The sequence below is a fragment of the Litoribacillus peritrichatus genome (assembly GCF_039537985.1).
Classification (GTDB): domain Bacteria; phylum Pseudomonadota; class Gammaproteobacteria; order Pseudomonadales; family Litoribrevibacteraceae; genus Litoribacillus; species Litoribacillus peritrichatus.
This window is the reverse complement of the sequence record NZ_BAABBN010000007.1, coordinates 1,284,609-1,297,857: the sequence shown is the minus strand read 5'-3', so window position 1 is coordinate 1,297,857 and position 13,249 is coordinate 1,284,609. Positions and strand designations below refer to the sequence as shown.

Annotated in this window: 13 protein-coding genes and 1 tRNA gene; 9 read left to right on the top strand and 5 right to left on the bottom strand. The window is 45.4% G+C overall.

Annotation, left to right across the window (positions count from 1 at the left end):
* Window position 1 precedes the first annotated feature (1 nt).
* Window positions 2-1,135, bottom strand: coding sequence for an IS66 family insertion sequence element accessory protein TnpA (gene tnpA / locus ABD744_RS15540; protein ID WP_344799451.1), 1,134 nt, complete (start codon window positions 1,133-1,135; stop codon window positions 2-4).
* 206 nt (window positions 1,136-1,341) lie between these two features.
* On the opposite strand from tnpA, the gene ABD744_RS15535 reads away from it, so the two are divergent.
* The 8 genes from ABD744_RS15535 (at window position 1,342) to ABD744_RS15500 (ending at window position 8,079) form a co-directional block, all read left to right on the top strand.
* On the top strand, window positions 1,342-1,539 hold the full coding sequence (locus ABD744_RS15535) for a hypothetical protein (RefSeq protein ID WP_344799450.1): 198 nt from the start codon (window positions 1,342-1,344) through the stop codon (window positions 1,537-1,539).
* Window positions 1,536-2,129, top strand: a complete 594-nt coding sequence (locus ABD744_RS15530) for a hypothetical protein (RefSeq protein ID WP_344799449.1) — start codon at window positions 1,536-1,538, stop codon at window positions 2,127-2,129. The genes ABD744_RS15535 and ABD744_RS15530 overlap by 4 nt, the downstream gene beginning before the upstream one ends.
* Before the next feature lie 2 nt (window positions 2,130-2,131).
* The gene (locus tag ABD744_RS15525) at window positions 2,132-2,812 is read left to right on the top strand and encodes a hypothetical protein (RefSeq protein WP_344799448.1); all 681 of its coding nucleotides are present in this window, start codon (window positions 2,132-2,134) and stop codon (window positions 2,810-2,812) included.
* Window positions 2,813-2,826: 14 nt separating this feature from the next.
* Window positions 2,827-3,876, top strand: a complete 1,050-nt coding sequence (locus ABD744_RS15520; RefSeq protein WP_344799447.1) for a VWA domain-containing protein — start codon at window positions 2,827-2,829, stop codon at window positions 3,874-3,876.
* Window positions 3,863-5,485 (top strand): type IV secretory system conjugative DNA transfer family protein, encoded by a 1,623-nt coding sequence (locus ABD744_RS15515; RefSeq protein ID WP_344799446.1) that lies wholly within the window; start codon window positions 3,863-3,865, stop codon window positions 5,483-5,485. The genes ABD744_RS15520 and ABD744_RS15515 overlap by 14 nt, the downstream gene beginning before the upstream one ends.
* 4 nt (window positions 5,486-5,489) lie before the next feature.
* Entirely contained in the window at window positions 5,490-5,900 is a 411-nt protein-coding gene (locus ABD744_RS15510; protein ID WP_344799445.1) for a hypothetical protein, read from the top strand.
* 147 nt (window positions 5,901-6,047) lie between these two features.
* Complete coding sequence (locus ABD744_RS15505) at window positions 6,048-6,404, top strand: hypothetical protein (protein WP_344799444.1); 357 nt, start codon at window positions 6,048-6,050, stop codon at window positions 6,402-6,404.
* Window positions 6,405-6,408: 4 nt separating this feature from the next.
* Entirely contained in the window at window positions 6,409-8,079 is a 1,671-nt protein-coding gene (locus ABD744_RS15500) for a recombinase family protein (RefSeq protein WP_344799443.1), read from the top strand.
* Here ABD744_RS15500 and ABD744_RS15495 read toward each other — a convergent pair.
* Window positions 8,058-8,134: transfer RNA gene (locus ABD744_RS15495), tRNA-Met, on the bottom strand. The two genes, ABD744_RS15500 and ABD744_RS15495, sit on opposite strands and share 22 nt — an antisense overlap.
* 56 nt (window positions 8,135-8,190) lie before the next feature.
* A complete protein-coding gene (locus ABD744_RS15490) occupies window positions 8,191-8,916 on the bottom strand; it encodes a helix-turn-helix domain-containing protein (RefSeq protein ID WP_344799442.1) in 726 nt (241 codons plus the stop codon).
* A 143-nt stretch (window positions 8,917-9,059) separates the two neighbouring features.
* Between ABD744_RS15490 and ppa the strand changes: the two genes are divergently transcribed.
* On the top strand, window positions 9,060-9,596 hold the full coding sequence (gene ppa, locus ABD744_RS15485; protein ID WP_344799441.1) for an inorganic diphosphatase: 537 nt from the start codon (window positions 9,060-9,062) through the stop codon (window positions 9,594-9,596).
* Between the two features lie 65 nt (window positions 9,597-9,661).
* Here the strand turns inward: ppa and ABD744_RS15480 are convergent, their stop codons facing one another.
* Both ABD744_RS15480 and ABD744_RS15475 read right to left on the bottom strand, forming a co-directional pair.
* Window positions 9,662-10,417 carry a hypothetical protein gene (locus ABD744_RS15480; RefSeq protein ID WP_344799440.1) on the bottom strand — a complete coding sequence of 252 codons (756 nt, stop codon included), beginning with the start codon at window positions 10,415-10,417 and terminating at the stop codon, window positions 9,662-9,664.
* A 185-nt stretch (window positions 10,418-10,602) separates the two neighbouring features.
* The gene (locus ABD744_RS15475; RefSeq protein WP_344799439.1) at window positions 10,603-13,215 is read right to left on the bottom strand and encodes an efflux RND transporter permease subunit; all 2,613 of its coding nucleotides are present in this window, start codon (window positions 13,213-13,215) and stop codon (window positions 10,603-10,605) included.
* Window positions 13,216-13,249: the final 34 nt, after the last annotated feature.

The window sequence follows — 13,249 nt, the reverse complement described above, 5'->3', positions numbered from 1 at the left end:
ATCATCCGCCGAATAATAAATTAAAACTGTTATTAATCCTGTCACTAACAACAGTCATTACATTTTCACAAGGCTTTGGAAAATTTTCATCCCAATAAATACTTCTCTTAATGGGGTGCTGATTTTTTAAGACCCAAGAGAGATCAAAAATCATCTGGCGTCGATGAAGCTCTAAATTTTTATGCTTATGCGTGTGGTAAGTTGCATGCCAAGTCTCTACCGTCAACAGCTCGTCAAACCCTGATTGAATATAGTCATCCCACAATTTACCAATCAAATCTGACTCATGGTTCTCAGCTCTTATATATCTTCTGTGCTTCTCACTAAATCCGCCCTCAACTCCATTCTCTTTTTTATAGATACGTTCAAAAAAAAGCATCCAACCATGCATATAAAAAAACCAAATCTCGTCTGATGTCCAATCATATAATGAATTGTACAAAATTGAGTTCTTTAGGATTTTTGAGAAAGTTTTTTTGCTGGGCTTTCTGCCCCTCTTTTTGTAATTTTCTAGTAGAGATTCATGAATATTGGGTGGAGGTCCGAAAAACAACAGGATACCGGCTCCGTTAAACAGCGCGGGGTATTCTATTGCTCCTAGCACAAATTTACTCTCAACTATCTTTAAGTATTTGTAGCATGTTTTTAAGCTGATCCCCATATTGAGAGCTATTTGCTTGGGTGATTCTTGATCCACAAACCCGCTAACCAGAGCTTTAAAAGACTTCTTCGACAATCGATTTAACCTCATATCGAAATTTTCATTTCTTTTCTGTCTTTTATTTTTTAATTCTGGATAAAATTTATTTTTCCATCTTGAAAAACTGCTTTCGGAGCACGCCGCAGTCAAACAATAATATGATTGCGAACTGAATGAGAGGCGATCCTTCTTTGATCTGCGAGCATCTTTGATCCAATTATCCACCTCAAAGCGCCAGTATTTCTCTGTCTTTGATACCGTTTTCCCTCGACGTAACTTCGGCTTAATTTTACTTTTCCAACGGGAAAACGAGCTTTCAGATAACCCATTCTTCAAGCAATACGCTTGCTGAGAACAATTCTCATTTTGAAGCCAATTCTCTATATGTCCACACCAGAACGACTTACGAGATTCGTGCGAGTTACCAGCCTGCATAATACCCTCATAATTATTCCACTCAGTTTTATATTTTTATGATATTAATCAATAGTTTAGCATTATTTGTGCAAAAAGAAATTTACCGTTTATGGAGATACAGCTAGGCAATTAGCAGATACGATTAAATCAAGCTTTGCGCGAAGCCTCTTAGAACCAAAAAGTTCAACGAACTCGCCCTTTTCAAAGGGGCTGGAGGCTTTTAAATGTCTGATTTCAAAGTAATTTCAATCAATGTCACGCTCGAAGCGGTGTATGACCCCGTGTATGAGCAACCACAACCACCCACGCCGTTAGCCGATCAGCTTCGCTGCGAGCAGTTCTATAGCTGCAACAGTGAATACTGTGCCAAGCATGGCTGCCGTAATGCGCTGTCCCGCAAATCTGAGGAGGTGCGCTCATGAACTTCGACAAACCATCCCCGTTTGACGGTGTGAAAGCCGTCAGCCCTTCAGGAGTAGTCAAAGTCCTCTTTGCCATCTCTCTTGAAGCCGCCATGTTCATTATGTTCTATGCGGTCTACACCGAAACGATAGGCTTGATGAACGAAACGTACCTTTCAGAGCTTCCCGTTCTGGGAGGGATGTTTGGCATGCTCGATCCTGATGCCAATGCCTCTCACATCATCTCAATACTGCTGGCCACGTTTTCGGTGGCAACGCCGCTCTTCATCTGGGCGGAAGTGCATCGTCAAAATATCTTGGATGATCCTCAAGAATGGTTTTCTCACCCGCAAAATCAGATTTTGGCGAGCATCGCTGGGTTGGTCTTAATCATGGTCATTGGCCTTGAGGTCGTAAATTTATACACACTCGTTGCACGAGAAAGCACTCAAGGTGGTTTTGTGGTGCAGCAAGAAAGCGGCGTGATGGCATTCCTTGCACAAAACAAAGGGCTGGCGATTGGCGTGAGCGCAGTGATTGCCGTCATCAACATCATCCTCGCGCTATTCACTACACGCGCCTTCCAAAGCCTTAAGTCAGAGGAGAAATAGTCATGAAATATTTAACCGCTCTTATGCTTACCCTTTGCATTACCGCTTGCGGTGAACAAGTGCAGGCTCCCAAAGCTAAAACTCATGAAGATATCTTCGTGCTTATCGAGAATGGCGGAACCATTGCCAGTGAAGATCAAGGGGAAGCGCTGAATACCGCGCTTCACTTACTTCAGCAATTGACCTCACTCTCTCGAAGGAAAGCCACGAGTGACACTCAGATTCACATTATTCTGAGCGCACTGCCTAACCGTATTGCGTGGTCTGGAACGGCTGGGCAGCTTCTTTCACAAGCGGAAGATGTTAAAAATCTGATTGTGTTCAAACCGACCTTTTCGGATTTGGTTATGGCGTTTGATCAGATTGAAACAACGGTGAACCTGACGCAGCCTGACAGCATTCGCTTGTACTGGATTGGATCAACGGTTCATGTACCGTTTCAGCAAGGTAATGATCCGATTGACGTTGTAGTGCCTCAAGAAGTACCAAGCGAGTTAGCGCTGGCAAATCTCGCCAGCAAACTCACCACTCTCAAAATTATGCGTGTTCACCCCGATCAAGACAAGGTGCTGCAAGCCTATCTTGGCTCACTCGGAATTTTGAAACGTGCGCGCAGTGGCGATATTGATTTTGAATTGCTTGGTGAGGCGCAAACGAAGTCCCGACTGAATACGTTGCTTTAGGTGGAGGGATATCGATGAAAACTCTCATTAAAAACCTCGCAGTTGCAGTTGGCCTATCGGCCTTCTGCAACACCAACCTGCTGGCAAATGAGCCTGTTATCACTGTTAAATCTAAAAGTGAGTATTCAGCGCCGATCATTGTGATTCGATCAAAATATGATTTTGAGAAATCCATTTCTTTGAAATTAAAAACTGACCCTTCGCTTGATGCTTCGGACATTCTCATAAGGACAATATCCAAGTTCGGAATGGTCGATGCCAATGGCATTAAGATCGTATCGGGGTTCGATATTGATCAGTCGAACAATATCATTGTCGCTTTTAGCGGTGGAACCTCCGAGATTATTCAAACCTCAGGAAACCCTTCGCAGCTCAACATCGTTGCCAGCTTTCGAGATTCCAGTGGTCAGTTTGTTTCGCCACCTCCCGATAGCGTCGCGGTTTATTCTATGAGTGGTGAAAAGCTGTGCTTTGACTACAAAACCGTTCAGCAGGCACCACCTAAAATTGGTATTGCATTACTGCTTGATCGTTCTGGCTCAATGGCTGGCAATATAGATGCGGTTAAGAGCACAGCCAATAACTTTCTTAATTCATTGCCGCCGCATGCTCTATGCGCCGTTGGTAGCTTTAACTCCGACTTAACATACGGCCATAAAAACTACCAGCAATGCAATGGCGGCGGATTTGGCTTTGAAAATATTGAAGCCAGTGGCGGCACAGATATTTTTAAGGCGCTGAGCAGTGCCTATTCAGACCTATCAGGCAGTTACTTCAATGGGTATCAGAAGGCGGCTATCGTTATTACTGACGGGTACACCGTAAATGATGCAAAAGTAAAAGCTGAATTACTCGCCAATAAAAATGGCATTCTGACCTTTGTGTATTTCATTGGCGGAAACCATAAAGATGACCTTGAAGGCATTACCGATCACTTCATTTCTCAAGGCGGCAATGTTAGGCAGTCGCTATCGCATTACTTTAGTGCCATCGGACTTGCTTATAAAAGCCAGAAAGTTCTGAGCGTTAAGCCTTGCTCTGGAGGTGCGCATGCAACTCCGTAGCCAAGGGGCACAGCATCCGTCGCGGATATATAGCCGCGACCCCGATCTGCATGGCTCTAGTAAATGGGCGACGATAAACCACCTTCACCAAAAAGGTTATGGCGAAGGTGGGCGCATATTCCTTGGCTACGGCATGGCCGAAGCGAATAAAGGCCGCGCTTATGGTATAACCACAAACACTCAAAAGCACCTGCTGACTGTAGCGCCTACACGTAGCGGAAAACTTCTAACCGCCAGTATGCCGCGATGCTTGGAGCATCGTGGTTCGCTGGTTGCACTTGATGTGAAAGATGGTGAGCTATCTTTAATCGCTGCGCGATATCGGCGTGATGTACTTGGCCATAAAGTCATCATTATCGATCCATGGGATTTAGCTTGCTCAAAGCTAGGCATGCCTCAATCAAGGTTTAACATTATGGATTGGCTTGATCCTGACAATGATGACTTTGTTGAGGATGCCATGACCATAGCCGATAGCCTTGTCACTGACCGAGGCGGAAAAGACCCGTTTTGGACGGATGAAGCTCGCGCGCTCGTTATGGGGCTAATTCTCTATGTTGCGGCCACGCCTCTGGTGCTAATGCCGACCACCAAACGCTCCCGAGACATTCCGCAATTGAGAAGATTGTTAAGCCTATCTTCCGATGACTTTAAAAAAATCGTTGGCGGAGAGTATGCTGAAGACGAAGATGGCAATGCTATTTTAATAAAGCCCGGCATGATGCAAAGCTCCAACGAATATGTTCGCGCTTCAGCCGCACGTATTCTCAATAAAGCATCGAAGGAATTTTCCAGCATTTTATCAACGGCGCAACAAAATACGCATTTTTTAGAAAGCCCCAAAATACAGCGCACTTTATCGGAATCAGACTTTACCTTTGAAGAGTTGGAAAATGGCAAAACAGATATCTTTGTCGTTTTGCCTGCTGGAAGATTGTTTACCTATAACCGCTTTTTGCGGATGTTGCTAAGTTCTGCGATTACTTCAGTAACCCGCTTTAAGACCAAGCCAAACCCTCCCGTGTACTTCCTTATGGAAGAAGCCGCTGCTTTGGGGCGCATGGAGGTAATTGAAACCGCCTTTGGGCTTATGGCGGGGTATGGCATGCAGCTTCACATGATTGTGCAGGATTTAAATCAGCTCGTCTCACTTTACGGCGAGAGGTGGCAAACCTTCATTGCCAATAGCGGCGTTATACAAATCTTCGGCACCCGAGATTTAATGACTTCAGAATACACATCAAGGCTGTGCGGCATCACAACAATAGAATCGTTAAGTGAGTACAGTGCTGAGATGCGGGCTCGCCTTTTTAGTGATCCCAATTTTTTAAGCCGAGAGGATGCGCTCACATCGCGTTCGCTTATTACTCCCGACGAAGTCATGACGATGAGCCCAGTTGCTCAGATTCTTATCTTGTCTCATGCCAATCCAATCGCATGCTTCAAAACCGCTTACTTTTTGGATCAAAGATATAGAAATAAAAATGGTTCGCCCATTTACGATATTCATCCAAACTTTGCTGACGATCCAATAAGCAAGCCTGTTAATTTCACTAAGCAGGGGCTGAACATTGCTGCGCCTCTCTCTTCGATATTTGATGGAGGGTGAGCGTATGATATTTAGAGCATGGTTTTCAATTTTTGTAATGGGCGTATGTGCATGGAGCGTGTGGATTGGGCTTGATGGGAAAATCCCTCCTTATGAATACGCGCCAGTTAGTTTTCTTTTCCATTGGGTAACACCATGGCTGTTATTAATTTTGGCTGCAAAGTCGTGGTATCGCATTTTCATCTGGGGACGCATGCTGCAAGCGAGGCAATCGCCTCCAATTCTTAGTCGTGGCTTATCAGCACAAGCGCATAAGCAAACAAATACGGCTTTATTGAAACTTGCTTCGCAGGCGCTTCTTCTTTTCGCCTTAGCTGGTGTGTTAAATCAGTTCTCAATTAATCATATCGAATGGTGGATCGCATCGATCATTGCCTGTTTTTACCTTCTTAAAAAATCATCAAAGGCGGGGTAATGAATATGATTAATTTATTGCCCACAAAAATAGAAAGCAAGAAAACGGCGGAAACATGCGGTTTACAGGGCGCTTATTTACGATTTATTAACGATTTCAGGCGTATCATTATAAGTATGAGAGATTGTCGGGACGCCAGAGCGTTCCATGCAACTCTCTTTTTTTGTGGTCAGGTGGGTGTATGTGCATGTTCCGCACCCAGAACGTGCCATCTCTCAGATATACGCGGCTGGCGCAAAGAATACGGCAGTGAGAGCAGTAATTCGCTTTCACTGCTTTTTTATGGGGGGATATATGGATAACCCCCTCATAAAACTGGATAAAAATGAGTCAAATGAGGCTCAGATTTGTTTGAAGACTCCGCTGAAAGCGAGTCATAATCGGGGTTCTGACGATGAAGCGATAATCGCTCTCGTGAAGTTTCTGGCAAGACGCGCCGCCGAAGATGATTACGAATTTTACCGCAGCGCGCTTAGCAATCCCGATATAGAAGATGGTGGATAGGAATATGACGCAACGTGCTTGCATATATGCCCGATATAGCTCTGACCTTCAAAGTGACGCATCTATTGAAGATCAAATTCGCCTGTGTAGCGACAAAGCAAGCGCTGAAGGCTGGAAGCTTGGCAATTGTTATACGGATGCAGGAATTTCTGGGGCATCACTCATGCGCCCTGGCATTCAATCTCTGCTCAGCGGCGCAATGAATGGTGAATTTGACATACTCATTGCAGAAGCCTTGGATCGCCTCTCGCGTGATCAGGAGGATATCGCAGGCATTTTTAAACGCATGGAGTTTGCTGGCGTTAAAATCATCACCCTTTCAGAAGGGGAAATATCTACGCTTCACATAGGCCTGAAAGGCACAATGAACGCGATGTTCTTGAAGGACTTGGCCGACAAGACTCGCCGTGGTCTTCGTGGTCGTGTAGAGAAAGGCAAATCTGGTGGCGGTCTGGCCTATGGCTATCAGGTGGTAAAACAGTTCGACGCCAATGGTGAAGCCATCAAAGGGGATCGTGAGATTGATGAAGTGCAGGCCGATATCATCCGTCGCATCTTCCGAGAATATGGCCTTGAGAACAAATCGCCCAAAGCGATTGCTGCTCAGCTCAACGATGAAAACATACCTTGCCCATCTGGCAAAAGCTGGGGGCAATCCACCATAAACGGAAACCGTAAGCGCGGTACGGGCATTCTGAATAACGAGCTTTATATCGGTCGCCTGATCTGGAACAGGCAACGCTTTATCAAAGACCCTGCCACAGGAAAGCGTGTAACGCGCCTGAATGATCCGTCTGAATGGATTATTCAGGACGTGCCAGAGCAACGCATCGTTGATTCTGAGCTATGGGAAGCGGTTAAGGCGCGCCAGAAAACACTGGATCGTAAATCTACCGCGCTTTGGCAAACGAACCGCCCCCAATATCTGTTATCAGGACTGACCAAGTGTGGCGTTTGCGGTGGCGGGTATTCCAAAATCAACTCTACCCAATATGGCTGCTCTGCGGCCAAGAACAAAGGGGATAGCGTTTGTAACAATCGCCGCACTATCAAACGAGAAACGCTGGAGGGCTATGTTTTGGATGGCTTGCAAGGCCACCTCATGCGTGAAGAGTTGGTCAATGTGTTCTGTAAGGAATACACCAAGCATTTGAGCACCTTGCATGCGCAGGCCAATGCGCAGCGTAAATCGCTTGAATCTCAACGTGACAGCCTTCTCAAAGAGCGCGAGCGCCTAATACAGGCCATCAAAGACGGTATTCCCGCCAGTATGGTCAAGGATGATCTGGAAAGCGTTTCAGAGCGCATTGAGAAAGCGGAACAAGCTCTGACGGTGCAACCTGCACTCAAACCTCTGATTCATCCGGCCATGGCATCACGTTATCACCAAGCCATTAAAGACTTAAAGGCATCGTTGAATGCGGATGGCGCACGCGCCGAAGCATCACAGCATTTGAGGGGGCTTATCGACAAAGTGGTGCTAACGCCAGAGGAAGGCGAGAAAGGCCTGCGTATTGATCTTTACGGAGATTTAGCTGGAATCTTGAATATGTCTTTGGAGACGAAAGATATGAAAATCTTGGACAAACTATGCTTGAACGCATCGAATGATAATAAGGCTATCAATGGGGCTTTCGCCCACATAGATAGAATTGGTAGCGGGGGCCGGATTTGAACCGACGACCTTCGGGTTATGAGCCCGACGAGCTACCAGGCTGCTCCACCCCGCGTCATTGTGGGGCGCATTATATGGAGGGCGCGCCTGGCTGTCAAACAAATAAAGTATTTATTTTTGCCGGTCAGAATTAGGGGCTTCGGAGTAGGCTTCGTCCGGGTCCACGATTTTATCTTCTACATCTTCTTGCTGAGCTACAAAGTGAAGCGCCATTTCAAACGAAGAGCGGGTAAACTTCAATACTTCGGCAAACCCCTCATCACTGAGTTGCCGAGCTGCGTCATGGCCTCGCATAATATTAATGAATTGCCGTTCACGTTCAAACTGGGTCGTGACCTTCGCAGGCCCCCAGGCTTCCATCAGTTTCCATAACTCAGGGTTATACGCCCTGACGTACTTCATCACAAACGGAACCGGGTCATGACGCGCTAACAAAGCCGCCAATCTCAGAATTAACTCAAACGATAAGGTTGCCGTCCCCTCTTCCACAGCCTCCAATAAATGCTTATCGCTTAAATCAAGGGCTTCCGCCAACTCTGATCTCGTTAAGCCTGCCACTTCCCGCATATCACGCAGGGACTCGCCAGCGTCTGCAATTAATCTCAGGTTCTCAGGCGATTGAACGAGTTTCGATGCTTTGTTTAACGAAGTAACACCCGTTTTCCACGCCATTTTCAGCGCGTCTTCCGCCAATCTGCGAACGAACGAAGAACGGCTTCCCGTTTCACTGGTTTCTGACTCAGGCGCGTCCTGAACAGAAGACTCTGCCCCCTGATCTTCATCAGCAAGCACCTTTTCGGAAGTTTTCCCCGATTTCGTCTTCTTTTTGTCGACCATTTGTCGATCCTTTTTAGCGATTATGGATAGATCATATGCCAGAGACGATGTTTTATTCAACTGCACTAGGATTCCACTTCGACAGCCTCTATAATCACCGCTTTATTTTTAACCTCAAACTAGCATCAGTTCAGGAATAGATTATGAGTTACAACAACATTCCAGCAGGCAAGGATGTGCCTAACGACGTTTTCGTAGCGATCGAAATCCCAGCAAACAGCTCTCCAATCAAGTACGAGATTGAAAAAGAGTATGACGCGCTAATGGTTGACCGCTTCATGGCAACGCCTATGTTCTATCCAGCAAACTATGGTTATATCCCACAGACACTTGCGGATGATGGCGATGCATTGGACGTTTTGGTTGTAACTCCTTACCCGGTAGCTCCAGGTTCAGTCATTCGCTGCCGTCCGGTTGGCGTTCTGAACATGACCGACGAAGCCGGTGAAGATGCTAAGTTAGTTGCAGTTCCACACACGAAACTGACTAAAATGTACGATGACGTTGAAGACATCACGGATCTTCCGCAACTGCTTCGCGATCAGATTGCACACTTCTTCGAGAACTACAAAGATCTTGAAGTTGGCAAGTGGGTTAAAGTTGAAGGTTGGGACGGCGTAGAAGCGGCTAAGAAAGCCATCGTTGACTCAATTGAAGCATACAACAACGCTGAGAAGTAATTTCAGCTTGTTATAAAAAAGCCGGAATAACCATGGTTATTCCGGCTTTTTTGTGAACAAAAAAACTACTCTTCCATTTCCTCACTTGCCAAGCTCATACCCGTCCTCAGATCACGTACTTTCTTAGCCAGGTTCTGCTTCACAAAATTCTTATATTCCACCTGATGAAAGTTCACAATGGATTGAGCGACACGCTCCATGGAAGTGTAAATTTTCAGGTTTTCCCTAGCTGCCGTGCTTTTCACCTGATCTGCAGCCCGTTTCACCGAGTCCAACAGGTTTTCACTTAAACTCACCGCCTGAGCCGCCATCTTTTCCATGTCCTGAATAAGCTCTTCATCCAGATAGGCTGCATCAAACTGAATCTGATGTTCAAGCTGGGTCGCCATTTTCAGCAATTTTCGGGTATCGTCATAAAAACGCTTTACATGCTCTTCTTGCTTAACCGAGTGCATGCCTGCCAGCGCCTGAGCACCAATCTTAATAATGCGGGTGGAACCGTCAGCACTGTTTTTGCCCCAAACCACAAACGCCTTGTAGATTTCCTCAACCGCACGAATGGATTTGCCATCAATGACGACCGGGGAATATTCCAGATCAACCTCATTGGATTCTTTGTTCATTTGACTAAGCATTTGTTTATTCATCTTAATCAATTGCTGCTTAGCTTTTTTTATTTCCTGCTGCGCGGATTTCACTGCCTCACGGGACACAATGTTGGCCTGCTTCTTTAAAAACCACCACCCTGCGATAAAGGTAACAGTCAGCAGGATCACAAATCCGATGACATTAATCAAAATCAAAGTTTCTAAGTTATTCAAACTTCGCTCCGTTTATCTATTCCATGCTGACCCGTTGCTTATCTATGCCTTAAACGCAAATGCGCCTAAAATACAAATGTGCTTTAAACGCAAATGCACCTTATAAACCAATACAGTTTTCAAGCAACTTCCGAAAGTGCCCTATAGATATCGGTCAGCCTTCAGGAAGCTGAACTTCATTTAGGTTATTTTGTGTTATTTCCCAAAGGTTTAAACATCAACAACAGAGACGGCAACAAAGTCAGTGCCGCAAAAATTGCCGCCATCATCGCCAAACCGGTCAGTAAACCGAAATAGATGGTCGGAACAAAATTAGACAACGCCAATATCGAAAAGCCCACCACAATAATGACTGAAGTATAGTACATGGCTTTACCAATACTGCCATGACAACGCTGAACTGCAGCAAAGTAGTCATGATCGAGCCTGTACTCTTCTTTAAATCGATGAACGTAATGAATCGTGTCATCCACGGCAATGCCCACCGTAATCGCAGCAATGGTAATCGTCATCATATCCAAAGGCAGGCCCGTCAGCCCCATAATGCCAAGCACCAAGCCCGCAGCCAACATATTAGGCACAATCGCCACCACCGCTAAATACAAAGAACGGAACAAGATCCAGAACATAATCATGATCGCCAGAAATACCACCCCCAAAGTTTCAATCTGGGAAGTAAACAAACTTTGCAGCATATTGTTGTAAAGCACCATCATATTCGTCAGGCGATACTGCTCTGCTTCCAGTCCAAACTTTTCATGCAGATCCTGCTTAATTTTAGTCAGTAATGCATCGCGTTTTAAATCAGGGTCAGAGTCAATGATTCGCATGGTAATTCGAACTTTATTGGCATCATCCGACAGGTACGGTTTAATCAAAATACTGGCCACATCCTCCGGCACCATGGTTCGCACCAACGCCAATTCGAAATCACTCAGAGGCTTATCATCATTGAGCATCGTCGCCAAATCCATGACCGTACTCAAAGACAACACCTTGCCTATTTCCGGGTAAGACTCCAAATACTCATGAACCTCCTTTAATCTGGCAAGCTGCTTGGTGTTCAGCCAATAACTTGGCGTATTCATGTCATCCGCTTCACCAAAGCCATCACCGAAACCCTCACTAAAGTCTTCATCAAACTCATCATCGAAATCTTCATCGAATTCGTCTTCAGCATCCAACGTTTCGGCCACGGCTAAATCATCACTGTTCCCTTCGGTCTCAGAAGCATCGTCCGCTTCAACATCTTCAAACATAGGCTCTTTCAAAGAGTCCAGAAACCCCTGAAACCCCTCATCAGGCGAAATAATAATGTCCAGAGGCGTTGTGCCACCCAGCTCCTGATCAATCACCGACATTCCCTGATAAATTTCAGTTTCCGAATCAAAGTAACCGATGAAACTGTTTTCAACTTCAAGTCGGGAAATACCATAAACAGAAATAACGGTCATGATCACTGAACACAAAGCAATCAACTTAAAATGACGTTGAGTAATACCGGCAAAGAATAAAGTAAAAGATTCAGTAAAATCGTGCTCTTCAACAGGCTCATCGACCGACAGCAACAACATTAAAACAGGGAAAATAATGAAGGTCAGGAGAAACGCCAACCCCACTCCGGTTGCCATCATCCAGCCAAACCCGATCACGGGCTGAATGTCTGAGAAAATCAGCGACATAAACGCAACGATGGTGGTCAAAGAGGTGTAAAAACAAGGTTGGATCATTCGACGCGTAGTCGCTTCCACCAGCTGAAACTGGCTGGCATTTGGCATTTCCAGGTGCAGTTCCCTGAACCGTACGACCAAATGAACACACATGGACATAGTAATGATCAGAACTAAGGACACAAAATTAGACGAAATCACCGTTGCCCGCCAATCAAGAAAAGCAAGTAAACCAACCAACCACAGACTGGTTAATAAGCAACTCATGAGCGGAATCACCACCCAGCGCACTTTTCTGAAAATAACAGTAAGCATAGCGATCAGAAATAACACCACACCAATGCCAAAAGTCAGCAGATCATCCTCAATGAAGCTAATCATGTCTGAGGTAATCATAGTGACGCCGCCAAGGAAGATATCTGCATTGCCACGATGCTCTGCCAGTATCGACCTGACATCTTCAATCATTCGGCTTTCACGTTTTAAACGCTCAGCGTTATACTCCGCAAATTCAAGTGAAGCCTTGTCCAACGCCTGTTGCTTAACAAGATTATCCGGTTCCGTACCTATCTCTTCCCGCAACTGATTGCGACGATCTAAAAGGCGAAAGTATTCATCGTCCCGTTTCAGACTGACTTGCAAAGCCGTTGTTTTGCCATCTTCACTCACCAAAAGCTGGTTATAAAGCGGGCTGGTTTTGAACTCCTTCAATGCCAACTGCTTATCCACTCCCGGCGTCATAAGCGTTCGCATGCCCTGAGATAATTCAGTCAGGGTAATTCTCGGGCTATCCAGCAAAGGAACATTAAGAATGCTCACAACGGAAGACACCGCACTTAACTTCTCAAGTTTGGTCGACATCAGACTGATATCATTCAAACTTTGATCACTGATGATGTTGTTATCGTGTGGTGCAAACGTGACAAACAAGAAATCATCGGCACCAAACTCTTTAACGGTCTCACGGTAATACCGCAAGTCTTCATCATTTTCTAAGGTTAATGAATCGGCCGAAGCATCAATTTTAAAAGACTGTCCCCAGTAAACGGCGGAAAGTGACAACACGATGATCAAACAGACCCAAAGTTTAGGACTCGATAACACCACCGAACGATAAAGCGAAAACATAGAAATAACTTCCCTGCCGAAAAAACACTTAGAT